The following is a 26,157-nucleotide window of genomic DNA, read 5'->3' as shown; positions in this document are numbered from 1 at the left end:
TCCCTCATTCCGTCGTCGGCGCACGTCACATCTCCGTCTTCGGACTTGCAGGTCTGCGGTTATGTACGGAGGAAACACACGTCTCGCTCACCAGGTGGGCCGCGCCAACACTCCGCCGTCCACGACCAGGTCGTGCCCGGTGACCCAGGAGGCGAGGCGGGATGCCAGAAACACGCACGCGTCCCCGACATCCTCCGGCCGCCCCAGCCTCCCCGTCGGCGCCGCCTCCCGCCACCTCCGCACCCCGTCCGGCCAGGCCTCCGCCAGCCCCTCCCGGTCGATCAGACCGGGCGAGACCGTGTTGACGCGGATGCCGTACGGGCCGTACTCCAGGGCGGCCGACCTCGCGTGCATGACCACGGCGGCCTTGGACGCGGAGTAGTGCGCGTGGAGGGCGGCGGGGGCGCTCGCCTCGATGGACGCGATGTGCGTCACCGTGCCGCCGGTACCGCCGTCTCCGCTCTGTTCTCTCATCACCTCGGCCGCAGCCTGCGTGCACGCGAACACGCTGGTCAGGTTGGTGTCGACGACCGCCCGCCAGTCCGCCGCCGTCATTCCGGGCAGGGGCTGGGTCGGCTGTACGCCCGCGTTGTTGACCAGCGCCGTGAGCTGCCCGCCGCTCCACTCGGCCGCCTCGCGGACCAGTCCGCGGCAGGCGTCCTCGTCGGTCAGATCGGCTTGCAGTACGACGACCCGGGCGCCCAACTCCCGCACGCGGGCCGCGACTTCACCGGCCGCCTCCACCGCCGTACGGCACTGGACCGCGACCCCCGCCGCGCCCTCCTCCGCGAACCGCAGCGCGATCCCCCGGCCGATGCCGCCGCTCGCGCCCGTGACCAGGGCGAACTGGCCCTCCAGCAGGCGGCTCACGGGCGGCACAGCCCGGTGATGCGGGCGGCCTCGGACGGGGTGCGGGCGTAGCGGGCGGTCAACTCGCCCGCGTCGCCGTGCTCGTAGCCGTCGTAGGTGAAGCCGGGGGCCATCGTGCAGCCGAAGAACGTCCACGCGCCGCCCGCCACCACCCGCGCCCCCATCCACGTGCCGCCGGGCACGGTGAACTGGAGATGCCGGCCGTGCAGTGGGTCCGGCCCGAGGACCGCCGTGCTCGACGTGCCGTCCGGGGCGAGAAGCAGGAGTTCCAGCGGGTCGCCGAGGTAGAAGTGCCAGACCTCGTCGGCGGGGAGTCGGTGGAGCGCGGAGAAGTCGTCCGCTGTGAGCAGGGCGACGATCGCGGTGCCCTCCGGGCGGCCGTCGGGCCGCGTCGGGCCCGCCCAGGTCTGGCGGAACAGGCCGCCCTCGCGGGGGATCGGCTCCAGGCCGTAGTGGGCGACGAGGTCTTCTGGGGTCACTCCGGTCACCTCGGCAGGCTACGGGAAGGCCACCTCGCGAGGGAGAAACGCCAGTTGAGCGTGCTTTTCGGGGATGAACACGTCCGGGATGTCCACCTCCGGAAGGACGACCCTCGGGCCCGCCACGAACCCCTGCCGCAGGAAGCGCGCGATCGCCTTCTCGTTCCGTACGTCCGGGTCGACCACGACCCGGCGCCGGTCCAGACCGAGCAGGACGTAGGAGGCGAGGACGCCCATCACCGCCGCCGACCAGCCGGGCCGTTCGCCGTCCGGGCCCGCGGGTGCGAGGAGGAGGTGGATGCCGATGTCTCCGGGTTCCACGCCGTAGCAGTCACCGACGCGGTCGGCTGCGGGGTCGTAGGTCTGGAGGAGCGCGACGGGTTCGTCGTCCCTCGTGACCAGGTGGGCGTGGTGGGTGTCGAGGGTTTCCATGTGGGCGTAGATCTCGGTGACTTGGGCCTGGGTGAGGCCGTTCATGCCCCAGAACGCGGCACGTTGCTCACTGACCCAGCGGTGGATCGTCCCGGCGTCGGCGGCCGGGTCGAGGGGGAGGATGCGGATGGTGCCGAAGCCGGCGACGTGTTGCGAGTGGACGGGTTGGCGGGTGGGGGCGGTCTCTCTGTGGAGGTCGAGGCGGCTGAAGTCGGTGATGACCGGGACGAGATCTCCCTTGAGCCACAAGGGCAGTTGATCGCGGCGATGGGCTGACCCGGCCATCCCCGACGCCCCCAACGGCACCACCCAGAGGCTGTCCTCGCGCCGGGCCAGGTCCCACACGAACCGGGCCGCCGGGCCCCGGGCACTGAGGTCGGTGAGCCCGGGTACGGCGGAGGTGCAGAGCACGCAGTCGTGGTCACCGGACAGGCCGGGACCGGGAGTTGGGGCTGTCTCGGCCAACGCCCGCCAGGGGGCAAGGCGATGGGTGTCGCCCCACGTGCCGATCGGCTTCGCGGCGGCCTCCTCGATCGCCGCCCGCACAATCTCCGGCCGGTCGATGCCGTACAACTCCCCTGCGCTCAGGAGGTGTTCGAGCGCGAAGGCGATGCGTGGGAGCAGTGCGAGCCACGGCAGGAAGACCTCCGGGTACGCGGGTGGTTCGGCCAGCGCGGCGAAGGTGGGGTGGGCCGCGAGCCGTCGTACGACCGCGCCGCGCACGGCCGCGTAGGCGGCGGCGTCGGTGCTGTCGGCGTCCATGCGGCGGTTCCAGGCGAGCAGCCGGTCGCGGAGGGCGGAGGCCTCGGGGGTGAGGTCGGACAGGTCGACGAGATGGTCCAACAGGGGTGTGGCGGAACCGAGATGGGTGTCCATGTGGATCGCGGGCATGTCGGCGGCTGACCACTTCTCGCGCTCGGCGAGCAGTGCGGTGATGCGCTCGGCGCGGTGGTTCGGGGCGAACTCGACGCCGAGGGGGGTGGCGGGGCCGCGCTGGTTGGCCATGACGGCGATGCCGTCGTCGGTGAGGCGGCCGCGGGGCGGTCGGTGCCAGCCGTGCCACTCATGACCGGGTTCCCAGGCGGGGACGAGCCGGGTGCGGTTGGCCTCGGCGCGCGACGGGACCTTGCCGGCGACCCGGTGCAGTAGTCCGCCCTCGGTGTCGGCTGCCTGGACGACGTTGACGGGTTCGACCCAGTCGTCGAACGCCCGGTCCACGTCGGCGACTTGGCGGGCCCGGAGGAGGGGGAGCAGGGCGGTGAAGCCGAGGTCTTCGGTGACGCGGGGAGGGTAGCGGAGGCTGACGGCGAGGGGTGGGGCGTGGAGCGGGGCGTGGAGCGGGGTGTCGGGCGGGGTGCTGATGCCTCCGGCGAGCCGTTCCGGTTCGCCGACGATGCCTCCGTCGAGTCCCTCCGGGGTGCCGACGATGTCTCCGTCAAGCTCCGGGCCGCCGATGATGCCTACGTAAAGCCCTTCCGGCCCGCCGGTGATGCCTCCGTCAAGCCCCGGCCCGCCGATGATGCCTCCGTAAAGACCTTCCGGTTCGCCGATGATGCCTCCGTCGAGTCCCTCCGGCCCGCCGATGACGACCGGCCCGCGTTCGGTCTCGATGATCTCGACCTCGACGGGGTCCTCGTCGGCCACGTCGATCGTCTCCGTGTGGCGGGCGGCGCGGCGCCAAGTGCCGTCCGGGCCAAGGGCTTCGACGCCGGCGCCGGTGCGGCGCAACCGTTCCCGGTAGAGGTCCTGGTAGTCGGCCATCGCGTTGGTGATGGCCCAGGCGACCGTGCCGGTGTGCCCGAAGTGGGCGATGCCGGGGACTCCGGGCACGGTGAGGCCGACGACGTCGAACTCCGGGCAGGAGAGGTGGACTTGCTGGTAGACACCGGGGTCTTCGATGAAGCGGTGCGGATCCCCGGCGAGCAGGGCCTGCCCGGTCGTGGTCCGTTCCCCGCTCACCAGCCAGCCGTTGCTACCGGATGTGCCGGGGCCGTCGGTGGCGAACAGCCCGACCGCGTCCGGGCCGAGGTGCCGTATCGCCTCTTCGCGCCAGAGCTTGGCGGGGAAACCGGCGAAGAGGATGTGGGTGGCGAGCCAGATGCCGAGGGGGGTCCAGGGCTCCCAACGGCCGGGGGTCAGGCCGGACTTGGCGAACTCCGGGGGCGGGGCGGCTGTCGTGTCCGACTCGGGGACGGGGTTGCCCGTCCTGCCCGACCCAGAGGCGGGGTTGCCCGTCCTGCCCGACCCAGAGGCAGGGGTGCCTGCCCTGCCCGACCCAGAAGCAGGGGTGCCTGCCCTGCCCGACCCAGAAGCAGGGGTGCCTGCCCGGCCCGACCCAGAAGCAGGGGTGCCTGCCCGGCCCGACCCAGAAGCAGGGGTGCCTGCCCGGCCCGACCCAGAAGCAGGGGTGCCTGCCCGGCCCGGCCCGGAGGCCAAGACGTCCGTCCCGCCTGCCGCGGATCCGGGGGTGCCTGTTCTGTCCGACCCCGAGGCGGGGGCACCCATCCCGCCCATCCCGGAGAGCGAGGCAGTTCCTCGCATACCGGCCATGGAAGCGGAGGCAGAGCCGGAAGCGACCCCCTCGCCGACCCCAGATCCCGAAGTACCAACCCCCAACCCCTCGTTGACCCCGTCGACGTACGCCCGCACCCACCGCGCGGTCTCCGGGTCCCGCCGTTCCAGGGCTTCGAAACAACGTCGAGCCGTGTCGTCGAGGCGGACGCGTCGGGCGAACAGATCCCAGGGCAGGGCGCGGACGCCGAGGAAGGAGGCCGACGTGCCCTGTGCGCGATGCCGTTCGACCTCGATCTGCCAGCCGCGGTCGAGGGCGGTGACGCGGCCCTGGGTGTGGGCGAGTTCGTCGGCGGTGTCGGCGCGCAGGTGGGGGATTCCCCAGGTGTCGCGGTAGATCCCGGCGTCGCGGTAGATCTTGGTCGTCACCCGGTGACCCCTCTGTTTCGAGGCTGCTTTTTAGGTTAGCCTTGCCTAAGTTACTGTTGGGGAAAGCGTACGCGAAAGGTGAAGAGACCATGGCGCAGGGGCGTGGTTGGGAGGGCGCGGTTCTCCGGCTGCTGCGCGCGAAGGACTTCGAGTTCACGGTGACCCGGGCCGAGGACGTCACCCCGCGCTACCGCCGCCTCCGCCTCACCGACGGCGGCATGCTCGCGGCGACCGGCGTCCACCCCACCATGTGGGTCCGCCTCTGGTTCGACAACGCCGGCAAGCCGCACCAGCGGGCGTACACCCTGGTCGACCCCGACCCGGCGGCCGGCACGTTCGGCCTCGAATTCGCCCTGCATGAAGGGTGTGCGAGCGACTGGGCACGGGGCGCGAAGCCCGGCGACACGATCGAGGCGACCGTCCAGGGAACGGGTTTCGAGACCCCCGACCCCACCCTCTCCCACCTCTTCGTCATCGGCGACCCGGCGTCACTGCCGGCCATCAACTCCCTTCTGGGGACGGTGGGTTCGAAGGTCCCGGCGACGATCTGGTTCGAGGGCGAGCCCGGCAACCTCCCCTTCCGCACCGACCCGTCCCTCCACGAGGTCCGCCACCACCCCCGGGGCCAACTGGCCGACCGGGTACGCGCGGAACTCCCCGACCTGCTGAAGGGCAGCGCCGACCCGTACGTCTGGATCACCTGCGACACGGCCACGACCCGGGGGCTGTCGTCATACGTCCGCAGGGAGTTGGGCGTGCGGCGGGAGCGGGTGCACGCGTTGGGGTACTGGCGGGCGTCCTGAGGGCGGGGGACCCCTTTCGCAAAAGTGAGACACTTCCACGCGAAGTGACACACTTCTGGGGCTGCCCTCTCCCGGGGGACCGGGCGTCCCCGCGCACCACGATTCCGGAGTACAGACGTTCGTCTGCGTAGCCTGCGTGGGATGAGGACTTGGCGTGAGGCCCTGACGGAGAGATATCTGGCGGTCGAACGCGTAGCGGGAGCCGGGCGCCCACGGACCCGCCTCCAGAAGTGGGCTTCGCGGCATCCAGTACGCCTCGGTGTCTACATCGCTGCTCCCGTGACCATCGGAGGCCTGCTGATAGCCGAGAAGCCCGGATCAGTGATGGTTGCGCTCATCGCCGGGCCCGTGTCGGGGGCCTTCTATTCCCTGATGGTCATCACGGACCAGCTCCTTCGAAGCCGCCTCAGGCGACGAATGGCACTCGACAGCGAGGACTGACGCAGAAGTGATCAGGGTCAGCAGGACGAGCGCATGAGTTCACCCTGACCGGTTGGACACCGGCCATCGACGCCACACCCGCCTCACGTACGACCGTCACGCCCAGCCGAATTCACCAGCGCCGACACCCACGCCCGCGATGAACACGGCGAACCCCGAGTCCGAGAGCCTCACTATCGGCCCCGCCGGGTCCTTGCTGTCGCGGAACGCACGGCCACCACCAGGCAAAACGGCAGTCTCAACGCAATTGCCGTTGTTTCCTGAGTACGACGACTTCACCCACTCCAGTGGGGCCGAAGCGGGTTGAGTGTTTGGGTTCATCGGCCCTGTTCCATTTCGTGAAGGGCGTTTTGGATGAGCGCCCGGGACTTGCTGACGTTGGCTGCGGCCATGTTGAGACGCCGAAACAGCGTCGTGTACGTCTCCACGTCCGCGGCGTCCTCGTAGTAGAGGGTGCTGGTAGGCGATTCCGTGTAAACGACGTCGGTTTCCGCCGAGGTCGGGAAGCTCATGATCACGAAGGGCCCGAACAGGCAGGCGTTCATGGGGTCTTCGCGCGGCAGGATCTGCAGCTCGATGTTCTGCTTCCGGCTGTCCGCAAGCAGAGACTCAAGTTGAGCCTTCATCACGTCACGACTGCCAACCTGGTGGTAGAGCACGTTCTCCGCGACGATGACCCACAATTGCAGCGGGTTCTCCCTGGTCAGGATGGCCTTGCGCTCCCGCCGCACGTCGACCTGGGCCTCCACGTGATCCCCCGTGGCTTCCGACACCTGCAACTGGATCAACGCCTTGGTGTACTCCGGCACTTGCAGCAGCCCGGGCACCAAGTTGGTCTCGACGTTGTACAGCTCCGAGGCGTCCCACTCAACAGCGGCGTAAGCCGCATACGCGGGATCGACCACGTTGACGTACCGGCTCCACCAACCCTTCTGCCTGGCCTCACGCGACAACTTCTCGATCGCGGCGCGCTCGGTGGGATCGGTGACGTTGTAGGCGTCCATCAAGCCCGCACAAACCACTCCTCCTGCCCCACGGCGTCCGCGCACCACAAGGACCTGTCGAGCTCCAAGCACGTCAAGCCCTGCTCGACCACCTGATGGTGACGACGTTGGAGCGGAGGCGAAGGTGACGCACCCGGCGACGAACCCGCCCACCGGCAGGCATCCCCCGCCCGAACGCGCCATCATCGAGGTCATGGACGCAACCCTTCACCTTGCCCAGGACCCCGCCGCCGACGAACTCCTCGGCCGTTCCCCGCTCGCCGCGCTGGTGGGGATGCTGCTTGATCAGCAGGTGCCGATGGAGTGGGCGTTCAAGGGGCCGCGGACGATCGCCGACCGGCTCGGGGCCGCCGATCTGGACGCGCAGGAGATCGCCGCGCAGGACCCCGAGGCCTTCGCGGCGCTGCTCTCCGAGAAGCCGGCCGTGCACCGCTACCCGGGGTCCATGGCCAAGCGGATCCAGCAGCTCTGCCAGTACCTCGTCGAGCACTACGACGGGGACGCGAGCGGTGTCTGGGCGGGCGTCGGCACGGGTGCCGAGCTGCTCAAGCGGCTTGAGGAACTGCCCGGGTTCGGGCAGCAGAAGGCCCAGATCTTCCTCGCCCTGCTCGGCAAGCAGCTCGGTGTCACGCCGAAGGGCTGGCGCGAGGCCGCCGGGGCGTACGGCGAGGCGAAGTCCTACCGTTCCGTCGCCGACATCACCGGACCCGAGTCGCTGGCCAAGGTCCGCGCCCACAAACAGGAGATGAAGGCCGCGGCCAAGGCGGCGAAGGCGGCCGGCGGCAAGTAGCCCCGGCCTCTACACCCCGCCAGGCCCCAACCCCCTAGGGGCGCGGGGCCGTGTCGACATGCGGCTCCGCCGCGCGGGCGCGCCCAGCACCCACCCACCCGCACCCCGCACACAACCCGAACCACCCACCAACCGCGTCGGCATCCGCCAGCCGGCTCCGGCACCCCGTCAGCCAGGTGGCCCGCCCCGGTGGCGCCCCGTAGGTCCCCGGTCAAAACATGGACCATGACCGAGGCACCGAGCGGCCCCTGGGGCCCGGAGTACGACGACCGCCGCGCCCACGCGCCACGCGACCCGCGGCCCCCGCAAGACGAGCCGGAATTCGAAGGCCCCCTCTTCGCCCTCTCCAAAGCCGCCTGGCAGGTCGTCCTGCTCACCGGCGTCGCTTCTCTCATCCTCGGCGTGCTGGTCCTCGTGTGGCCCGGCGCGTCCCTCTTCGCGGCCGGCATCCTCTTCGGCCTCTACCTGCTGATCAGCGGCATCTTCCAGCTGGTCGCCGCCTTCGGCACGCACCGGGCGACCTCGCTGCGCGTCCTCGCGTTCATCAGCGGCGCGCTGTCGATCGTGCTGGGCCTGTTCTGTTTCCGCGGGCCGATGCAGTCGATCCTGCTGCTCGCCCTGTGGATCGGCATCGGCTGGCTGATCCGGGGCATCACGCAGACCCTGGCCGCCATCCACGACCAGACCATGCCCGCCCGCGGCTGGCAGATCTTCCTCGGGATCGTCACCTTCATCGCCGGCATCGTGCTGATCGACTCCCCGTTCCGCTCGGTCGCCGTCCTCACCCTCGTCTGCGGCATCTGGCTGGTCGCGGTCGGCGTCGTCGAGATCGTCACCGCCGTCCGGATGAGGAGCCACGCCAAGCAGGTGCCCCAGGCCCTGTGAGCCTCGTGGGTAGGCCGTGCGGGCGGTTTCCGCGCCCGCCGCGATGAACGCCGTACGGCCGCTGGGAGATGACCTTCCATGAGCACGAGGGTGCGCCCCGCACACAACCTCCCCCGCAGCCGCGCCTGGCTGCGGGGCCTCGTGCTGCTGCTCGCCCTGCTGGTGCCCGGCACGCACGCCGAGGTGCGCGCGATGCCGGTCGCGGCGGCGTCCGTAGAGACGACCGTCGAGTACGACGTCCTCGATACGGCCGCTGCCCTGCGGCCGTCCCCCTCGCTCACCGTCCACCGGCCCACCGCGCCCCTGCGGCCCGCGCCCTGCCCGGCGTCCCGGGCACCCCGGGTGCGCTCCTTCCCCGCGCCGCCCTCGCCGCCGTACACCCTCCGCGCCCTGCGCACCGTGGTCCTGCGCTGCTGACGGACCGACCGTCCCCCAGGTCAACCGTCACCACGACGCTAGGAACACAGCCATGCCCATCGACCCGTACGCGGTCCTGCGCGCCCTGTTGCGCGCGGAGGCCGTCCGCAACGCGCCCAAGCCGGAGGTCCGCCGACCCGAGCCGCAGCGGCCCCCGGAGGAACAGGGGCGCTGAGCCAGTGCGGCCCGGCGGGGGCTAGCGCTTCCGCCGGGCCGTGCCGAAGAGCGAGCGGGTGATCTCGCGGCCGATCTGGGTGCCGACGGAACGCGCCAGGGACTTGAACATGCCGCTGCCTACGACCTGTTGGACCATCGACTCGTCCTCCTTGGGCGGAGACTTCTTCGCTGCCGCCTTCGGTGTCTCCTGCGGCTGCGGCTGCCGCTCCGCCGTCGTCAGCTTCTCGTACGCCGACTCGCGGTCCACAGCCTGTGCGTAACGGCCGTACAGGGACGAGGACTTGACCGCCGCGTCCAGGGTGGCCGCGTCGATCGGGCCCATCAGGGACTCGGGGGCGCGGAGGCGGGTGACCGCGACCGGGGTGGGCGCGCCGTTCTCGCTCAGGACCGTGACGACCGCTTCGCCGGTGCCCAGGCCCGTAAGGATCTCCTCCAGGTCGTAGGAGGAGTTCGGGAAGGTCTTCACCGTCGCCTTCAGGGCCTTCTGGTCGTCCGGGGTGAAGGCGCGCAGCGCGTGCTGGACGCGGTTGCCGAGCTGGGCCAGGACGTCGCCGGGCACGTCCTTCGGGGTCTGGGTCACGAAGAAGACGCCGACCCCTTTCGAGCGAATGAGGCGGACGGTCTGGGTGATGGAGTCCAGGAAGGCTTTGGAGGCGTCGTTGAAGAGCAGGTGCGCCTCGTCGAAGAAGAAGACGAGCTTCGGTTTGTCGGCGTCTCCGACCTCCGGGAGGTCGTGGAAGAGGTCGGCCAGCATCCACATCAGGAAGGTCGAGAAGAGCTGCGGTTTGTCCTGGACCGCGGGGAGTTCGAGGACGGAGACCATGCCCCGGCCGTCCGACGCCGTGCGCAGCAGCTCGCTCGTGTCGAAGTCGGGCTCACCGAAGAAGTCGGCCATCCCCTGCGCCTCGAAGGCGGTGAGGGAGCGCAGGATCACGCCGGCCGTGGCGGTGGACAGGCCGCCGATGTTCTTCAGTTCCGTCTTGCCCTCGTCCGAGGTCAGGAAGGTGACTACGGCCCGCAGGTCCTTGAGGTCGATCAGCTCCAGGCCCTTGGTGTCGGCGTAGTGGAAGATCAGGCCGAGGGACTGCTCCTGGGTCTGGTTGAGCTGCAGGACCTTCGACAGCAGCACCGGGCCGAAGCCCGTGATCGTGGCCCGGACCGGGATGCCGTGGCCGATGCCGCCGAGGGCGTAGAACTCCGCCGGGTAGCCGGTCGCCGTCCACTGCTGCTTCACCTCGGCCGCCCGGCCCGCGACCTTGTCGTTCGTGACGCCGGGGGCCGAGATGCCCGACACATCGCCCTTCACATCCGCGAGGAACACCGGCACGCCCTGCGCCGAGAGCTGCTCGGCGATGAGCTGGAGGGTCTTGGTCTTGCCGGTGCCGGTGGCGCCCGCGACGAGGCCGTGGCGGTTGAGCATCGGGAGGGGGATGCGGATCTGCGCGTCGGGCAGACAGGCGCCGTCCCACAGCAGGGCCCCCAGGTCGAGTGCAGGTCCTGTGAAGGCGTACCCGGCGGCGATCGTCTCGCTGTCACTCATATCAGGCCTCTGTTCCCGTTTTGCCCGGCTTTACGGCATCTTTTCCAGCGTCGCACTCCGTCTCCATGGCTGCGCCCGGAACGTCATGACCGGTAGGCTTTCCGTGTGATCTTCAAGCGCATCGGAAACGGCCGGCCGTACCCCGACCACGGCCGGGAAAGCACCCGGCAGTGGGCGGATGTCGCGCCGCGCCCGGTCCGCCTCGATCAACTCGTGACGACCAAGGGCCAGCTCGACCTGGAAACGCTCCTCGCCGAGGACTCGACCTTCTACGGCGACCTCTTCGCGCACGTCGTGAAGTGGCAGGGCGACCTGTACCTGGAGGACGGGCTCCACCGGGCGGTCCGCGCCGCGCTGCAACAGCGCCAGGTGCTCCACGCGCGCGTGCTTGAGCTGGACTAGCACCGGACCCGTTCGGCGTTGACCCTTTCGGGTTGGTCTCGGCGCTGTCGAATGATCATCTAGTAGGCATCGCCGCCCGGGCGCACTACGCTGCGCTCATGAGCATGCTGACTCCCCCAGGCATGGGCGGCCAGTACCGGATCACGGGGGACAAATACCCGCGTATGCGCCGTCCGCGGCGCCGCGGGAGGCTCGTCCTCATAGTGGTCGCGTCCGTCGCCGTACTGGGTGTGGGCGGGTGGGGCACGTTGCAGCTCATCGACGTCTTCACCGGTGGCGGCAAGCAGGCCGCGGCGGCCGGTCCCAAGGCCGACTGCGCGACCAAGGCGAGCCCCTCCGCGAGTACGGGCGCGAGCACCGACTCCGCCGTCCCGAAGCCCGCCCAGATCACCGTGAACGTCTACAACGCCACCCCCCGCAGCGGCCTCGCCAAGTCGACCGCCGACGAGCTGAAGAAGCGCGGCTTCAAGATCGGCGACGTGGGCAACGCGTCCGCGCAGTGGGACAAGAAGGTCAAGGGCACCGGCGTCCTGCTCGGCCCCGCCTCCGCCCTCGACACCTCGCTGCCCGTCCTCGCCACCCAGCTGACCGGCGCCGAGCGCCGCACCGAGGCCACCCGCAAGGGCACCGCGGTCGACCTCGTCATCGGCACCGCCTTCAAGAACCTCACGGCGAAGGCGGCCGCCGACAAGGCCCTGGCCGCGCTGGCCGGACCCGAGCCGACGGCCAGTGCGTCACCGAAGGCGTGCTCGTAGCTCGTAGCTCGTAGCTCGTAGCTCGTAGCCGTACAAGAGCAGCCGTACGAGAGCTGTCGTACGACAACACCCGATTCCCGTACGGCAGGTAAGAGCCGTACGGGAATCGGGTGTTGATGGAGTCCTACTCGGCCGCGCCGTACAGGCGGTCGCCCGCGTCGCCCAGGCCCGGGACGATGTAGCCGTGCTCGTTCAGGCGCTCGTCGACCGAGGCCGTCACGACGGTCACCGGGGTGCCCGCCAGCTCGCGCTCCATGACCTCGACGCCCTCGGGGGCCGCGAGCAGCACCACGGCCGTCACGTCGTCGGCGCCGCGCTTGATCAGCTCGCGGATCGCGGCGACCAGGGTGCCGCCGGTGGCCAGCATCGGGTCCAGGACGTACACCTGGCGGCCGGAGAGGTCCTCCGGCATGCGCGTGGCGTACGTGGAGGCCTGGAGGGTCTCCTCGTTGCGCACCATGCCCATGAAGCCCACCTCGGCGGAGGGCAGCAGCCGGACCATGCCGTCCAGCATGCCGAGGCCGGCCCGCAGGATCGGCACGACCAGCGGGCGCGGGTAGGACAGCTTGACGCCGGTGGTCGGGGAGACCGGCGTGACGATGTCGACCTGTTCGGTGCGCACGTCGCGCGTGGCCTCGTAGGCGAGCAGGGTGACCAGCTCGTCGGCGAGGCGGCGGAAGGTCGCGGAGTCGGTGCGCCGGTCGCGCAGCGTGGTGAGCTTGTGGGCGACCAGGGGGTGGTCGACGACGTGGAGACGCATGTCCACAACAGTAGCCGCCGCTCCGTACCTGCTCGCGCTGGCATCAAACCGCCCGTCCGGGGGAAAGTGGGAAGGACGGAACGGGGTGGTGAACCGATGCCTGACCGTGAGTCCCACGAGGAACCGTCACAGCGGAACAGCAGGGAGACCGAGGCCGAGCGCAGGCGGCGCCGGGCCCAGTTCCTGCGTGAGCTGACCGAGGCGCGCGAACTGCGCGACCGGGTCCAGCCCCGCCGTGCCAAGGTCGCACGGCTGCGCCACGCCATGCGTATGCGCACGTTCCGCTGGTAGCTGAGGCCTGTCTCACAGCACTTTGTAAGGCCAACCGGGTGCGTGTGTACGGCGATCGCCGCGTACGATCCCGCTGGTGGTCGATCAAAACGGGCGGACACAGGGAGCCGAAGACGTCCCCTGAACGCCTTGTTTCTGCCACGATTCCGAGTGGGTGGGGCTCGGAGCACGAGCTCTCCCCGCCCGCAGCCTCAGCCGGGGGGACCCCCAACCGGCACACCTATGACCAGTGGGAGAGTCACGGTGTACTTCGCCGCACTGCTCGCGCGCACCGAAGACGGGTGGGAAGCGAGCGACACAGAGCTCGACGATGTCGAGAGCCTGTCGGATCTGGCCGAACTGGCCCGTGAAGCCTCGCCCGAGGACGACACGGTGCTGGTGCTCATCGAGCAGGAGGACGCCTGGTTCGGCGTCGTCCGCATCGACGGCGAGGACGACCCTCGGATCTACGTCTCGGACGCAGCTGCCGCCGCACGCAGCTCGTACGGCGAGATCCTGCTCACCGACGAGCTGCTCGGACGGGATCCGGACGACGACGACGTCGTCGATCTGGACTCCCTCGACCTCGACGGCACCGAGGACGGTGACACCGAGGAGGAGGACGACGACGAGGACGGCACCTCCTCGGCCGAGGCCGTTCCGCACAGCCCCGTCGGTGACAGCCAGATCCTGGACGACCTGGGAGTCGGCGAGAAGGAGCTGCGTCTTCTGGACGCGGACGACGCGCTGAGCTCCATCGCCGAGGCCCTGGGGGCCTCGGAGGTCCTGGAGACCGTCCGCTGACCACAGCACGCACAGAAGGGACTCCGGACCCGGTACGCGACCGCTGGCGGGCCGCGATGCGGCTCGCCCTGGACGAGGCCGCGGCGGCCGCCCGGGGCGGCGACGTCCCGGTCGGCGCGGTCGTGCTGTCCCCGGACGGTACGACCGTGCTCGCCACCGGGCACAACGAACGCGAGGCCACCGGCGATCCGACGGCACACGCCGAGGTCCTCGCGATCCGCAGGGCCGCCGCCCACCTCGGTGAGTGGCGGCTGTCGGGCTGCACGCTCGTCGTCACCCTCGAACCCTGCACGATGTGCGCGGGCGCGCTGGTCCAGTCCCGGGTGGACCGGGTCGTCTACGGCGCCCGCGACGAGAAGGCCGGCGCGGCCGGCTCGCTCTTCGACGTCGTCCGCGACCGGCGCCTGAACCACCGCCCCGAGGTGATCGGGGGCGTCCTCGCGGACGACTGCGCCCACCTGCTCACGGAGTTCTTCCGGGACCGGTAGCCGGATCGGTGCCGGGGCTCGATTACCGATTTCAAACCACGCCCCACCTTGTTGTAAGGTCTCTCTCGGTAGCGTGTCCGAGCGGCCGAAGGAGCTCGCCTCGAAAGCGAGTGTGGCGCAAGTCACCGAGGGTTCAAATCCCTCCGCTACCGCTTCTGGAGGGCCCCGTCGAAAGACGGGGCCCTTCGTGCGTGACGGTGTCAACACCCCTTCACCTGCGGGCCGTTGGTCTCTGGTTGATCCCTGATTGATCCAAAAAAGGGCCGTGAAGGTTACACTCACCGCCGGCAACAGGGGGCCCACGGGCACGGAGTCACAGGGGAGGCCGCGATGGCGGTGAACGCCAAGAAGATCGTTGTCTACTTGCTCGTGGTCTTCGCGCTGTACGTGATCATCACGGACCCGTCCAAGGCGGCCGACTACGTCCAGATAGGCTTCGAGGGCATATCGGACGCCGCGAAGGCCATCGGCGACTTCATGACCTGGCTGGCCGACGGGGCGCAGTAGCCGACTACCCACCAGGAGCGCGCAGATGATCCGCCACCTCGTCCTCTTCAGGCTCAACGAGGGCGTCGAGCGCGACGACCCGCGCGTCGTGGCCGGCGTCGAGGCGTTCCGCCCGCTCGGCGACCTGGTCGACGAACTGCGCTTCTGGGAGCTGGGCTGGAACATTAGCGACCGCCCCATCGCCTACGACTTCGCGATCAACTCGGCGGTCGACGACCCCGACGCCCTGAAGCGGTACATCGAGCACCCCGCGCACCAGGCCGGCGTCGCGCTGTGGCGCGAGTTCGCCACGTGGATCGTCGCCGACTACGAGTTCTGAGCGCACCCCCGAACCGCCTTCCACAGAGCCCCTTGCCATCACGGCAAGGGGCTTTTGTTGCTCAACACGGCATAACACGGTATTAGGCGGTGCTTGCACACAGTGCACATGTCTTGTGATGCTATGACCGCTTTTGACGGATGAGTTGACCTATTGAAGAGGTGTGGCGTTGACCGTGTCGGCCAGTACAGCGCCGCCCCAGGACGAGGCGCCCGCCCAGACCCCGGTGGCGGCCGCTCCGCCGCGCAGCCGCGGTGCGGACACCCGGGCCCTCACCCAGGTGCTCTTCGGCCAGCTCAAGGGGCTCCAGCCGGGCACGCCGGAGCACAACCGCGTGCGCGGGGCGCTCATCGAGGCGAACCTCCCGCTCGTGCGCTACGCCGCCGCCCGCTTCCGCTCCCGCAACGAGCCGATGGAGGACGTCGTCCAGGTCGGCACCATCGGTCTGATCAACGCCATCGACCGCTTCGACCCGGACCGGGGCGTGCAGTTCCCGACGTTCGCGATGCCGACCGTCATCGGCGAGATCAAGCGGTACTTCCGCGACAACGTCCGCACGGTCCATGTCCCGCGCCGGCTCCACGAGTTGTGGGTACAGGTCAACGCGGCGACCGAGGACCTGACGACCGCCTTCGGACGCACCCCCACCACCGGCGAGATCGCCGAGCGGCTGCGCATCGGCGAGGACGAGGTGCTGTCCTGCATCGAGGCCGGACGGTCGTACCACGCGACCTCCCTGGAGGCCGCCCAGGAGGGCGACGGACTGCCCGGCCTGCTCGACCGGCTCGGCTACGAGGACCCGGCCCTGGACGGCGTGGAACACCGCGACCTCGTCCGCCACCTCCTCGTCCAACTCCCCGAGCGGGAACAGCGGATCCTGCTGCTGCGCTACTACAGCAACCTCACCCAGTCGCAGATCAGCGCGGAGCTCGGCGTCTCCCAGATGCACGTCTCCCGGCTCCTCGCGCGCAGCTTCCAGCGGCTGCGATCCGCGAACCGCATCGAGGCGTAGAAGCCGCGGCGGGAGCCGCATCGGAAGCCAAAGCGGCAGCCGTACCCGGACGTAACCGAAAGCACGAGCGAGCTGTCACCGGTACGAACGAATCACTCACAGGGCCCTTTCCCGACAGTTCTGCGCTGAAAAGCCGTCAGACCCCCTGTTTCCAGGGCTGTTTCGTCACAGACATGTCGACATGTCACTACAGCGTGTTGCCGACATGTGACATTCTGCGGGAAGCGCGTTTGCCGTGGCCCCGGCTCCGGTATTCAGGTGAAGGCACCGCTCCCCAGACGGGGGCGATCGCCGCGACCGTCCCGCGACCCAAAGGGGGTGGCATGTCCGCAGACCAGGGCAGCTCGAAGGTGCTCACGCTCACCAAGAGCGAGGCTGAGCCCGCACTCGACGCCGTTACGGTCCTCGAGGCCGTACCCGCCGTACCGGCCCCGGCCCTCCCGACCACGGGAGCCATCGACACCCGCACCCTGTCCCGCTCCCTCTTCCTGCGGCTCGCCGCACTCGACGAGAACAGCCCCGAGCGTGGTTACGTCAGGGACACCCTCATCGAGCTCAACCTCCCGCTGGTGCGTTACGCCGCCGCGCGTTTCCGCTCCCGCAACGAGCCGATGGAGGACATCGTCCAGGTCGGCACGATCGGCCTGATCAAGGCGATCGACCGCTTCGACTGCGAACGCGGGGTGGAGTTCCCGACGTTCGCGATGCCGACCGTCGTGGGCGAGATCAAGCGCTTCTTCCGCGACACGTCGTGGTCGGTGCGCGTCCCGCGTCGCCTCCAGGAGCTGCGGCTGGCCCTCACGAAGGCCAGCGACGAGCTCTCCCAGAAGCTGGACCGGTCGCCGACCGTCCCCGAACTCGCCGTGGTCCTGGGCGTGTCCGAGGAGGACGTCGTCGACGGCCTCGCGGTCGGCAACGCCTACACGGCCTCCTCGCTCGACTCCCCGGCCCCCGAGGACGACGGCGGCGAGGGCTCCCTCGCTGACCGCCTCGGCTACGAGGACACGGCCCTGGAGGGCGTGGAGTACCGCGAGTCGCTCAAGCCGCTGCTCGCCAAACTGCCGCCCCGCGAGCGCCGGATCATCATGCTGCGCTTCTTCGCCAACATGACCCAGTCGCAGATCGGCGAGGAGGTCGGCATCTCCCAGATGCACGTCTCCCGGCTGCTGACCCGCACCCTCTCGACCCTCCGCGAGGGCCTGATCTCGGACTGACCCCCAAGAGGGTCCCGAGGGTTCCTATTTGACGGAGTGTCAGCCACCATGGCGCGATGCCTCGTTCGACATGGACAGCCGGCCGCCGAGGCGCCCTGTTGGGCGCGTCGGCGGCCGTCCTCTGCGCGACGCTGACCGCGTGCGGAGACACCGGCGACGGCTACGTGGCGGTCGGCCCACCCCGCCCGTCCACTACGGCGGTACGCCCGACCGGAAGCGTCACGCTGGTGCCGCTGGACACCCCGACGCCGCCCGAGGGCAGCAAGTCACCGTCCGGCGGGGCGACTTCAGCACCTGCCCCGGCTCCCTCTCCACCCACGGGCGCCAAGTCCGGCCGTAGCAGCGCGCCTTCGCCGTCACCGACCCCAACTGCCGTTCCTACGACGGCTCCCGCCACCCCCGCCGCCCTCACCTGGGGCGATCCCGCACGCAGGGCCACCGACCACCGCTGGTGCGAGGACGTCACTCTGACCTTCCGCAACTCCGGGGGTACGGCGGTGCGTTCGGGCACCGTGGCGTTCGGGACGCACATCATCGGGGCCCTGGGGATCGACTGGGCGACGATCGGGTCGACCGAGCAGCTTCCCGTGCCGATCGCGGCCCACGCGCGCGAGGACCACACCTGGACCGTGTGCGTCGACGCCTGGCGCGTGCCGTTGGGGATGCACATCGAGACGCGGGACGTGTCGGTGGAGTGGCACTAGGGGGCGCGGGGAACTGCGCGACCAGCCACGACGGCGCCGCAGAGGACTGACGGCAGATCGCGGCTCCTACAGCGGAGCATCTCGTGCGCGACGAACACCGTACTGGTCGCGCGAGCCGAGGGCACGGTGACGCTGGGGGCGCCCATCGAGACGCGGGATGTCTCGGTCACCTGGCGGTAGTGCGGTCGATAGGCTCCGCGGCATGGACGTTCAGGTGGAGATCGCGCGCGAGGCGACCGGTGAACTCGTGGACGCGTTCGGGCGGTTGCTGCCGCAGTTGTCCTCCACGGCCGAGACCCTCGACCGGGCCGCGGTCGAGCGGATGGTCTCGTGCGCGACGAACACCGTGCTGGTCGCGCGTGTCGAGGGCGCGGTCGCCGGCACTCTCACGCTGGTGATGTCCCCCGTGCCGTCGGGGCTGCGAGGGCGCGTCGAAGACGTCGTCGTCGACAGCGCCGCCCGGGGGCGGGGGATCGCCGCGCTGCTCATCGACGAGGCGCTGCGCATCGCCCGGGAGGCCGGGGCGCGGACCGTCGATCTGACCTCGCGGCCGGACCGCGCCGCGGCGAACCGGCTGTACGAGCGGCTCGGCTTCCGGGTGCGGGAGTCGACGGTCTACCGGTTCCCCATGGAGCCGAAGCGGTAGACCACCGCACCCAGGTAAAGCGGTCGGTGTTACATGAAGGCCAGGTAGGCCACCGCCGCCACGACCAGCACGGCGACGACGACGCCGACGATCAGGCCGACGCGGGGTCCGGCCGAAGCGGTGGGCGCGGCCTGGGGCCGGCCGCCCTGTGGGGTCTCGTCGACGAAGGCACGGAACATCTGGGTGCTGCCGGCGGGGTCGTAGTTGCCCTCGGGGCCCTGGGTGTTTGCCATGGGCCGAGACACTAGCGAATCCCCGGGTGACACCCAAGTGCGGGGCCTCGGACATCCTTTCCCACCTGCGGGTTTACATACCGCAATGCTTGCCTTTGCCAACTTTTTATGCCACACCTACCCGTTTTATTTGCCTGTAGCAACCAACCTCTCTTAGTCTCTTATGGTTGCCCCAAGCAACGAATGTGGACCGAGCAGGGGAGGTGTGATGGCCGAGCGGACGCAGTACGAGGAGCTGATGCGTCAGTTCAGTGCCTTCGGTGCCGTACGCAGGGAGTTGGGGCGGATCATGCCGTCCGACTGTCCCGGCGGCTCCGCGGCCGTGCTGACCCTGCTCGACCGGTACGGCGACATGCGGATGAGCAAGCTCGCGGAGCTGCTCTCCGTCGACATGTCCGTGACCAGCCGCCATGTCGCGCACGTCGTCGACCGGGGCTGGATCGAACGGTCCCCCGACCCCGCCGACAAGCGCTCCCGCATCCTGCGCCTCACCCCCAGCGGTCGGGCCCAGGTGGACGAACTCTCCCGGCGGACCGCCCAGTTGCTCGCCGACCGGCTGAGCGACTGGAGCGACGAGGAGGTCGGCCAGCTGATCCGGCTGATGACCCGGCTGCGGGCGAGCTTCGGCGACTGCCGTACCGCGCAGCCCCCACCCACGCCTCCACCGACGCGCCCTCCCGTCGCGGCCGACACCCCCCGCACCAGCGACTCCCCCCACCACGAACTCGAACACACCACCCGTACACCCGCATAAGCACGGAAGAAAAGGAAGCCCATGGCAACGACCACACCAGCCGGTGTGCGGGCTCACGCCAAGCACGGAGGGGCCTCCCCCGCGGCCCCCGACGGCGCTCCGATGACGCACCGGCAGATCATGGAGGCGCTCTCCGGGCTGCTGCTCGGACTGTTCGCCGCGATCATCTCGTCGACGATCGTCACCAACGCCCTGCCGACCATCATCGGCAGCCTCGGCGGCGGCCAGGAGGCCTACACCTGGGTCGTCACCGCGGCCCTGCTCTCCATGACGGCCTCGGTGCCGCTGTGGGGCAAGATGGCGGACCTGGTCAGCAAGAAGGCCCTGGTCCAGCTGTCCCTGGTCATCTACATCATCGGCTCGGTCGTCGCGGGTCTCGCGCAGAACCCGGCGATGCTGATCGGCGCCCGTGTCATCCAGGGCCTCGGCGCCGGCGGTCTCTCCGCCCTCGTCCAGGTCGTGATGGCCGCGATGATCGCTCCGCGCGAGCGCGGCCGGTACTCCGGCTACACCGGTGCCACCTTCGCGGTCGCGACCGTCGGCGGTCCGCTGCTCGGCGGCGTGATCACCGACACCTCGTGGCTCGGCTGGCGCTACTGCCTGTTCGTCGGGATCCCCTTCGCGCTGATCGCGCTGATCGTCCTCCAGAAGACGCTGAACCTCCCGGTCGCCAAGCGGAAGGTCAAGGTCGACTGGACCGGCGCCTTCTTCATCACCGCCGCGGCCTCGCTGCTGCTGGTCTGGGTGACCTTCGCCGACGACAAGTACGAGTGGCTGTCGTGGCAGACGTACGCGATGGTGGGCGGCACGGTCGTGCTGGCGCTGCTGTTCGTGTTCACCGAGACGCGGGCGAGCGAGCCGATCATCCCGCTGCGCCTGTTCCGCAACCGCACCGTCTCGCTCGCCTCGCTGGCCTCCCTGTTCGTCGGGGTGGGCATGTACTCGGGCACGGTCTTCTTCTCCCAGTACTTCCAGCTGGCCCGCGACAAGTCGCCGACGATGTCCGGGGTCATGACGATCCCGATGATCGGCGGTCTGTTCGTCGCGTCGATGGTCTCCGGCCGCTTCATCACCAAGACCGGCCGCTGGAAGGGCTGGCTGGTCGCCGGCGGTCTCTTCCTCACCGCGGGCCTCGGCCTGCTCGGCCTGATGCGCTACGACACCCCGTACTGGGAACTGTCCATCTACATGGCCATGTTGGGCATCGGCGTCGGCACGATGATGCAGAACCTGGTCCTCTCCACGCAGAACCAGGTCACCCCGAAGGACCTCGGCGCCGCCTCCTCCACGGTGAGCTTCTTCCGGTCCCTCGGCGGCGCGGTCGGCGTCGGTGTGCTCGGCTCGGTCATGTCCGGCCGGATCACGCACTACGCCAAGGACACCGTCGCCTCCCTGGACCCGCAGTCGCAGGCCGCCGCCGCCAAGGCCGTCGGCAGCAGCGCGCTCCCCGACATGGACGCCCTGCCGAGCACGGTCCGCACCTGGCTGGAGAGCGCCTACGGCCACGGCATCGCCGATGTCTTCCTCTACGCGGCCCCCTTCGCGCTGATCGCCTTCATCGTCGTGATGTTCATCAAGGAGGTCCCGCTGCGGACCTCCGGCGGGCTGGCGCAGGCCGCCGAGGAGGCCGTGGGCGTGCTGGACGCGGGCGAGTTCCCCGCGCCGGCCGAGGAGAAGGTCCCCAGCTGGGCGACCAGTACTGAAGGAACCGAGCAACTCGCCGCCGTATCAACGGTGGTGGGGGAGGAGACCGCACCCGTGACCGCATCCGACTCCGGTCCCCTGTCCGATCCCGTGTCCGGTGGGATTCCGGTCCGCGGCTTCGTCCGGGGCGCCGAGAGCGCGCCCGTCCCGCAGGCCGCCGTCACCCTGATCTCCCTCGCGGGACGCCAGTTGGGCCGCTCGGTCACGCAGGCGGACGGCTCCTACGCGCTGGCCGCGCCGAGCGTCGGCTCGTACGTCCTGATCGCCTCCGCCGACGGCTTCCAGCCGCAGGCGTCCACGGTCGTGGTCAACGGCGCCGAACCGGTGTCGTACGACGTGCTGTTGAGCGGTACCAGCGGGCTGAACGGGCTCGTGCGGGCGGCCGAGACGGGGCTGCCCGTCAAGGACGCGATGGTCATCGTGACGGACGTGCGCGGCGACCTCCTCTCCACCGGAATCACCGGTGAGCAGGGCGAGTTCGCGTTCGCCGAGCTGGTGCCGGGGGCCGTGACCGTCGCGGTGAACGCCGCCGGGTACCGGCCGCGCGCGCTGCCCGTCGAGGTCGGCGGCACGGGTGTCACCCGGGTCGAGATAGACCTCGACTCCGGCGCCCTGGTCCAGGGCGTCGTCCGCGCCCCGCACGGCCCGCTGGCCGACGCCCGCGTGACCCTCGTGGACGCGGCGGGCAACGTGGTCGGCACCGCCACGACCGGTTCGGACGGGGCGTACGCCTTCACCGACCTGAGCGGCGGCGAGTACACGGTGATCGCGACGGGCTACCCGCCGGTCGCGACCGCCCTCACGGTGAACGGCCGCGGGGCCGACGGGCACGACATCGAACTGGCCCACCCCGGCGAGTAGTTGATACCCCGGCCCGCGCAACGCGTCCCGAGCGGAGGCGCGTTGCGCGGGCCGGTCCCCTTTGTAGGGCTGTACGGCAAGGAGTTAGAGGGACATGGGACTGACCGCGAAGATCCGTACCCGCGACGGATGGGCCGTGTCGCACGCGGTCGTCACGGTGACCGACATGACCGGGGCGCAGGTGCTGCGGGCCGAGGCGGACGCGGAGGGGGCGGTGCGGGACGTGAACCCGCTGGCGCCCGGGCCGTACACCGTGATCGTGACGGCCGTCGGGTACGCGCCCGCCGCCGCCACCGCGATCGTCACCGCTGGGGGTCCCCCCTCTGGGGGAGGGCGGGCCGAGGTCGGCACGGTGACGCTGGCGCGGCAGGGCGGTACGGAGCTGCCGCCGCCCGGGCCGTGGACGGTCGACCCCGCGCACTCCACGGTCGGCGCGGTCGCGCAGCACCTGGGGATCTCCAGCGTGCGGGGCCGTTTCACCGACTTCACGGCGTCGGTCGAGATCGCGCCGGACGACATCGCCAAGTCCCGGGTGGAGGCGGTCATTTCGGCCGCGTCCATCGACACCGGCAACGGCATGCGCGACGAGCACCTGCGCTCGGCCGACTTCCTGGACGTGGCCCGCTACCCGGAGATCACCTACTCCTCGACGGGCCTCACCCCGGCCGGTTCGGACCGCTGGACGGTCTCCGGCGAGCTGACCCTCCACGGTGTCGTACGCCCGGTCGACCTCGACCTCGCCTACCTCGGCACCGGAGCCGACCCCTGGGGCGGTACGCGCGCGGCGTTCCGGGCGACCACGGAACTCCACCGCGAGGACTTCGCGATGAACTACAACCAGGTCGTCCAGGCGGGGATCGCGGCGATCGGTACGACGCTCAAGGTGGAGCTGGACGTCCAGGCGGTGCAGGGGGAGTCGCTGCCGCAGGCGTGACGGCGGGGCGGGGCCGGCTGCGCCTAGGCTGACCGTATGGCTTCGAACATCGCGAGCAACACCTCTGTGTCCCTGGACGAGCTGCTGGACTTCGTACGGCCCCGGCACCGGGCGATCCTGCTGACCCGGCGGACGGACGGCAGCCCGCAGGGTTCACCGCTGACCTGCGGGGTCGACGACTCGGGGCGGATCGTCGTCTCGACCTACCCCGAGCGCGCCAAGACCCGTAACGCCAAGCGGGATCCGCGGGTCAGCCTGATCATCCTGAGCGACGAGTGGAACGGGCCGTGGGTCCAGATCGACGGCACGGCCGAGGTCATCGACTCACCCGACTCCGTGGAACCCCTCGTCGAGTACTTCCGGAACATCTCCGGGGAGCATCCGGACTGGGACGAGTACCGGGCGGCGATGGTGAAACAGGGGAAGTCGATCGTGCGGGTCACGCCTGAGAAGTGGGGTCCGGTGGCGACGGGTGGCTTCCCGGCGCGGCTCGCCGAGAGCTGAGCGGGCGGGTCGTCGGGGCTGAGGTGGTGCTGGGGGCTCCGCCCCCAGACAGGCTACTTTTCACGCTCGACCATCGCCTCGATGCCCGCCACCAGCAGGTCCAGGGCGAAGGTGAAGTCGCGGTTCATCATGTCCGCGACCGTGTCGCCGCCGCGGGCCGCCATGAGTTGCTTGGACTCCTCCACGACCTCGGCGGTCGTCGGGGCGCCGTCGAACGTCGACATGGCGTGCCGGAAGTAGTCGTCGGGGGTCATGCCGGTGTCGGCGACGCGGGCGAAGAAGTGGCCCTCGATCGTGCCGTAGCCGTACACGAACTGGAAGACGGCCGAGATCGCCCCGGTCAGGCCGTGGTCCGGCAACCCCGTGCGCCGGATCACGCGTTGTACGACACGGGAGAACGCGAGCGAGTTCGGCCCGATGTTGAGGAAGGTACCGGCGAGCGGCGACAGCCAGGGGTGTCGGACCAGCAGCGCCCTGTACTCCGTTGCCAGGGCGCGGAGTTGGTCCCGCCACTCCTCACCCTCGGCCGCCGGATCGGGCAACCGCAACTCCCCGAAGACGGCGTCCAGGGCGAGTTCGAGGAGATCGTCCTTGGTGTCGACGTACCAGTAGACGGACATCGCCGTCACATTCAGCTCGGCCGCAAGCCTCCGCATCGAGAACTTGGCCAGACCTTCCGCGTCCAGCAGCCGCACGGTGACTTCGGTGATGCGGGTGCGGTCGAGGCCCGGTTGACCTCCGCCGCCCCGTCCGCCCCGGCGCGTCTTGGTCTCCAGCCAGACACTGGTGCGTGCGGAACGCCCCGACGACGGCGATGTCTTGGCCATGACGCACCTTCCTCAACTTCCCAATCCCGGCCACTGTAGGCGCCCCTTCAGGGGCGCGGGGCTGTGACATTTGCGGCTACCGCCGCGTGGGCGCGACCAGCCACAACGCGCCCGCAGCCGCCCACGCACCCCGCCACCCGAGCTACTGGGCGACCACCATCTCCGAGTCTGCCCGCTCCGCCCGCCACAGCAACGCCGCGGCAAGCAACCCCCCGGCCAAAACCGCGACCGCCCCCACCAACTGACTGACCTCCAGCCCCGCAGAGAAGGAATCGGTCACCTTCCGCCTCTCCTCGGCCGAAGACGCCGCCGCCAAGCCGACCGGCAGGGACACCGCCGCGAACCGGGAACTCAGCACCGCACCAAGAACCGCGACCCCCAACCCGTTCCCGAACTCCCCCAACGTTCCGTTGATGCCCGCACCGACCCCCGCCTTCTCCGGCGGAATCGCACTCATGATCGCGTGAGCCATCGCCGGATTCGCCATCGCCGCCCCCGCTCCGATCAGCAACAACCCCACCAACGTCCCCGCATACCCCCCGGACGCGAGCGACGCGATCGACACCAGCCCCGCCGACATCAGCACCATCCCCAGCCCGATGGAAACCGGCATCCCAAGCCGCTTCGTCCACCTCGCCGCCAGCCCCGAGAAGTTGAGCGCGACGATCACCAGAGCGAGCGGCGCCGTACGGACACCTGCCTCCAACGGGCCGTAGCCGAGGACGAATTGGAGGTGCTGGGTGAGGAGGAACAGTGAGCCGGCCATGCCGAAGGTGATCAGGACGACCCCGGTCACCGCGCCCGTGAAGCGGCGGTCGCGGAAGAAGTCCAGGTCGAGCATGGGGTACGGGACACGGTTCTCCCAGTACGCGAAGGCGGCCAGGACGACCACAGCCACGGCCACAGTCAGCAGCACCCGGCCTGACGTCCAGCCGTGCGCCGGGCCGGAGATGATCGCGTAGACCAGCGCCGCCATGCCGACAGTCGAGAGCAGGGCGCCCAGGAGGTCCGGGCGGTCACCTCGCGGGTTCTTCGACTCGGGGACCAGGACCACCGCCGCCACCAGCGCCAGTGCCGCGACCGGGATGTTGATCAGGAAGATCGCGCCCCACCAGAAGTGGTTCAGCATGAAGCCGCCGAGGAGCGGGCCGGTCGCGAAGCCGAGGGCGTTGACCGCGGCCCAGATGCCGATGGCCCGCGGCTGTTCCTCAGGGCTGAAGATCTGCATCACGACCGCGAGGGTGGTCGTGATGAGCAGCGCCCCGCCCACGCCCATACCGGCCCTCGCGGCGATCAACTGCCCAGTGGACTGGGCGAGTCCGGCGACCAGCGAACCCACGCCGAACAGCACGAGACCCGCGATCAGCATCTTCTTGCGGCCGTACCGGTCGGCCGCGCTGCCCGCTGTGAGGAGGAGTCCGGACTGGACGAGCGAGTACGCGTTGATCATCCACTGGATGTCCGCGGTGCTCGCGTCGAGTTCGCGGGTGAGCGAGGGGATCGCCACGTTCAGCACGGTGTTGTCGAGCAGCACGGTGAGCTGGGCCAGGCAGATGACTCCGAGCACGATCCAGCGCTGAGGGTGGCCCTGGAGGCCTGAGGAGGTCGACATGCTGTACACCGTAGAACAGTTGCTATACGGCGTACAACAGAGATACGGCAGACACGAAGAGGGGCGGCG

The 26,157-nt window shown here is 70.0% G+C and carries 30 protein-coding genes and 1 tRNA gene; 21 read left to right on the top strand and 10 right to left on the bottom strand.

All coding sequences use genetic code 11. The features are described 5' to 3' along the window. Window positions 1-87 precede the first annotated feature (87 nt). Genes OG504_RS27900 through OG504_RS27890 form a run of 3 tightly spaced genes read right to left on the bottom strand, consistent with a single transcriptional unit; the run spans window position 88 to window position 4,721 of the window. A complete protein-coding gene (locus tag OG504_RS27900) occupies window positions 88-879 on the bottom strand; it encodes an SDR family NAD(P)-dependent oxidoreductase (protein WP_405992270.1) in 792 nt (263 codons plus the stop codon). Further along, complete coding sequence (locus OG504_RS27895; RefSeq protein ID WP_405992269.1) at window positions 867-1,349, bottom strand: cupin domain-containing protein; 483 nt, start codon at window positions 1,347-1,349, stop codon at window positions 867-869. Before OG504_RS27895 ends, OG504_RS27900 begins: the two co-directional genes overlap by 13 nt. An 18-nt stretch (window positions 1,350-1,367) precedes the next feature. Then, a complete protein-coding gene (locus tag OG504_RS27890; protein WP_405992268.1) occupies window positions 1,368-4,721 on the bottom strand; it encodes a GNAT family N-acetyltransferase in 3,354 nt (1,117 codons plus the stop codon). 89 nt (window positions 4,722-4,810) lie between these two features. On the opposite strand from OG504_RS27890, the gene OG504_RS27885 reads away from it, so the two are divergent. Then, entirely contained in the window at window positions 4,811-5,524 is a 714-nt protein-coding gene (locus OG504_RS27885) for a siderophore-interacting protein (RefSeq protein WP_405992267.1), read from the top strand. A gap of 537 nt (window positions 5,525-6,061) precedes the next feature. On the opposite strand, the gene OG504_RS27880 is transcribed toward OG504_RS27885, so the two are convergent. Together OG504_RS27880 and OG504_RS27875 are read right to left on the bottom strand one after the other, a co-directional pair. Continuing rightward, window positions 6,062-6,286 (bottom strand): DUF397 domain-containing protein, encoded by a 225-nt coding sequence (locus tag OG504_RS27880; protein WP_405992266.1) that lies wholly within the window; start codon window positions 6,284-6,286, stop codon window positions 6,062-6,064. Then, a complete protein-coding gene (locus OG504_RS27875) occupies window positions 6,283-7,164 on the bottom strand; it encodes a DUF5753 domain-containing protein (RefSeq protein WP_405992265.1) in 882 nt (293 codons plus the stop codon). Before OG504_RS27875 ends, OG504_RS27880 begins: the two co-directional genes overlap by 4 nt. Here OG504_RS27875 and OG504_RS27870 point away from each other — a divergent pair. The 4 genes from OG504_RS27870 (at window position 7,163) to OG504_RS27855 (ending at window position 9,236) form a co-directional block, all read left to right on the top strand. Beyond that, on the top strand, window positions 7,163-7,759 hold the full coding sequence (locus OG504_RS27870; protein WP_405992264.1) for an HhH-GPD-type base excision DNA repair protein: 597 nt from the start codon (window positions 7,163-7,165) through the stop codon (window positions 7,757-7,759). The genes OG504_RS27875 and OG504_RS27870 overlap by 2 nt on opposite strands. A gap of 225 nt (window positions 7,760-7,984) precedes the next feature. Beyond that, complete coding sequence (locus OG504_RS27865) at window positions 7,985-8,644, top strand: HdeD family acid-resistance protein (protein ID WP_405992263.1); 660 nt, start codon at window positions 7,985-7,987, stop codon at window positions 8,642-8,644. Window positions 8,645-8,722: 78 nt separating this feature from the next. Then, a complete protein-coding gene (locus OG504_RS27860) occupies window positions 8,723-9,061 on the top strand; it encodes a hypothetical protein (RefSeq protein ID WP_405992262.1) in 339 nt (112 codons plus the stop codon). Window positions 9,062-9,113: 52 nt separating this feature from the next. Beyond that, a complete protein-coding gene (locus OG504_RS27855) occupies window positions 9,114-9,236 on the top strand; it encodes a hypothetical protein (RefSeq protein ID WP_267885236.1) in 123 nt (40 codons plus the stop codon). A 21-nt stretch (window positions 9,237-9,257) separates the two neighbouring features. On the opposite strand, the gene OG504_RS27850 is transcribed toward OG504_RS27855, so the two are convergent. Then, a complete protein-coding gene (locus tag OG504_RS27850; protein ID WP_405992261.1) occupies window positions 9,258-10,778 on the bottom strand; it encodes a helicase HerA-like domain-containing protein in 1,521 nt (506 codons plus the stop codon). A gap of 105 nt (window positions 10,779-10,883) precedes the next feature. Here OG504_RS27850 and OG504_RS27845 point away from each other — a divergent pair, with 105 nt between their 5' ends. Both OG504_RS27845 and OG504_RS27840 read left to right on the top strand, forming a co-directional pair. Then, window positions 10,884-11,180: a type II toxin-antitoxin system VapB family antitoxin gene (locus OG504_RS27845; RefSeq protein WP_003999914.1), complete on the top strand. Its 297-nt coding sequence runs from the start codon at window positions 10,884-10,886 to the stop codon at window positions 11,178-11,180. Between the two features lie 122 nt (window positions 11,181-11,302). Next, window positions 11,303-11,935: a LytR C-terminal domain-containing protein gene (locus OG504_RS27840; protein ID WP_405996444.1), complete on the top strand. Its 633-nt coding sequence runs from the start codon at window positions 11,303-11,305 to the stop codon at window positions 11,933-11,935. Between the two features lie 124 nt (window positions 11,936-12,059). On the opposite strand, the gene upp is transcribed toward OG504_RS27840, so the two are convergent. After that, the gene (gene upp / locus OG504_RS27835; protein WP_033285566.1) at window positions 12,060-12,695 is read right to left on the bottom strand and encodes a uracil phosphoribosyltransferase; all 636 of its coding nucleotides are present in this window, start codon (window positions 12,693-12,695) and stop codon (window positions 12,060-12,062) included. Between the two features lie 96 nt (window positions 12,696-12,791). On the opposite strand from upp, the gene OG504_RS27830 reads away from it, so the two are divergent. The 10 genes from OG504_RS27830 to OG504_RS27785 all read left to right on the top strand — a co-directional run bounded on the left by OG504_RS27830 (window position 12,792) and on the right by OG504_RS27785 (window position 18,659). After that, window positions 12,792-12,986 carry a hypothetical protein gene (locus tag OG504_RS27830; RefSeq protein WP_405992260.1) on the top strand — a complete coding sequence of 65 codons (195 nt, stop codon included), beginning with the start codon at window positions 12,792-12,794 and terminating at the stop codon, window positions 12,984-12,986. 243 nt (window positions 12,987-13,229) lie between these two features. Then, window positions 13,230-13,769 (top strand): hypothetical protein, encoded by a 540-nt coding sequence (locus tag OG504_RS27825; RefSeq protein ID WP_033285564.1) that lies wholly within the window; start codon window positions 13,230-13,232, stop codon window positions 13,767-13,769. Between the two features lie 56 nt (window positions 13,770-13,825). After that, complete coding sequence (gene tadA, locus OG504_RS27820) at window positions 13,826-14,257, top strand: tRNA adenosine(34) deaminase TadA (RefSeq protein WP_405992259.1); 432 nt, start codon at window positions 13,826-13,828, stop codon at window positions 14,255-14,257. A gap of 67 nt (window positions 14,258-14,324) precedes the next feature. Continuing rightward, window positions 14,325-14,409, top strand: a tRNA-Ser gene (locus OG504_RS27815). Window positions 14,410-14,587: 178 nt separating this feature from the next. Further along, entirely contained in the window at window positions 14,588-14,764 is a 177-nt protein-coding gene (locus tag OG504_RS27810) for a hypothetical protein (RefSeq protein ID WP_328681707.1), read from the top strand. A gap of 25 nt (window positions 14,765-14,789) precedes the next feature. Continuing rightward, on the top strand, window positions 14,790-15,083 hold the full coding sequence (locus tag OG504_RS27805; RefSeq protein WP_405992258.1) for a Dabb family protein: 294 nt from the start codon (window positions 14,790-14,792) through the stop codon (window positions 15,081-15,083). Between the two features lie 163 nt (window positions 15,084-15,246). Continuing rightward, window positions 15,247-16,095, top strand: a complete 849-nt coding sequence (locus OG504_RS27800) for an RNA polymerase sigma factor SigF (RefSeq protein ID WP_405992257.1) — start codon at window positions 15,247-15,249, stop codon at window positions 16,093-16,095. A 323-nt stretch (window positions 16,096-16,418) separates the two neighbouring features. Further along, window positions 16,419-17,309 carry an RNA polymerase sigma factor SigF gene (locus OG504_RS27795; RefSeq protein ID WP_329253302.1) on the top strand — a complete coding sequence of 297 codons (891 nt, stop codon included), beginning with the start codon at window positions 16,419-16,421 and terminating at the stop codon, window positions 17,307-17,309. Window positions 17,310-17,365: 56 nt separating this feature from the next. After that, entirely contained in the window at window positions 17,366-18,013 is a 648-nt protein-coding gene (locus tag OG504_RS27790; RefSeq protein WP_405992256.1) for a hypothetical protein, read from the top strand. 202 nt (window positions 18,014-18,215) lie between these two features. Continuing rightward, window positions 18,216-18,659 (top strand): GNAT family N-acetyltransferase, encoded by a 444-nt coding sequence (locus OG504_RS27785; protein ID WP_405992255.1) that lies wholly within the window; start codon window positions 18,216-18,218, stop codon window positions 18,657-18,659. Window positions 18,660-18,688: 29 nt separating this feature from the next. On the opposite strand, the gene OG504_RS27780 is transcribed toward OG504_RS27785, so the two are convergent. Then, a complete protein-coding gene (locus OG504_RS27780; RefSeq protein ID WP_033285555.1) occupies window positions 18,689-18,892 on the bottom strand; it encodes a hypothetical protein in 204 nt (67 codons plus the stop codon). A gap of 208 nt (window positions 18,893-19,100) precedes the next feature. On the opposite strand from OG504_RS27780, the gene OG504_RS27775 reads away from it, so the two are divergent. The 4 genes from OG504_RS27775 (at window position 19,101) to OG504_RS27760 (ending at window position 23,649) form a co-directional block, all read left to right on the top strand. Next, window positions 19,101-19,646, top strand: a complete 546-nt coding sequence (locus OG504_RS27775; RefSeq protein ID WP_405992254.1) for a MarR family winged helix-turn-helix transcriptional regulator — start codon at window positions 19,101-19,103, stop codon at window positions 19,644-19,646. A 21-nt stretch (window positions 19,647-19,667) separates the two neighbouring features. Next, window positions 19,668-22,211, top strand: coding sequence for an MFS transporter (locus OG504_RS27770; protein ID WP_405992253.1), 2,544 nt, complete (start codon window positions 19,668-19,670; stop codon window positions 22,209-22,211). A 94-nt stretch (window positions 22,212-22,305) separates the two neighbouring features. Beyond that, entirely contained in the window at window positions 22,306-23,145 is an 840-nt protein-coding gene (locus OG504_RS27765) for a YceI family protein (protein WP_405992252.1), read from the top strand. A gap of 36 nt (window positions 23,146-23,181) precedes the next feature. Further along, the gene (locus OG504_RS27760) at window positions 23,182-23,649 is read left to right on the top strand and encodes a PPOX class F420-dependent oxidoreductase (RefSeq protein WP_405992251.1); all 468 of its coding nucleotides are present in this window, start codon (window positions 23,182-23,184) and stop codon (window positions 23,647-23,649) included. A gap of 53 nt (window positions 23,650-23,702) precedes the next feature. Here the strand turns inward: OG504_RS27760 and OG504_RS27755 are convergent, their stop codons facing one another. Together OG504_RS27755 and OG504_RS27750 are read right to left on the bottom strand one after the other, a co-directional pair. Next, window positions 23,703-24,476, bottom strand: coding sequence for a TetR/AcrR family transcriptional regulator (locus OG504_RS27755; RefSeq protein ID WP_405992250.1), 774 nt, complete (start codon window positions 24,474-24,476; stop codon window positions 23,703-23,705). A gap of 142 nt (window positions 24,477-24,618) precedes the next feature. Further along, window positions 24,619-26,088, bottom strand: coding sequence for an MFS transporter (locus tag OG504_RS27750; protein ID WP_405992249.1), 1,470 nt, complete (start codon window positions 26,086-26,088; stop codon window positions 24,619-24,621). Between the last annotated feature and the right edge of the window lie 69 nt (window positions 26,089-26,157).

It is taken from the genome of Streptomyces sp. NBC_00986, assembly GCF_045162565.1.
Classification (GTDB): domain Bacteria; phylum Actinomycetota; class Actinomycetes; order Streptomycetales; family Streptomycetaceae; genus Streptomyces.
This window is presented reverse-complemented; position numbering and strand designations above follow the sequence as displayed.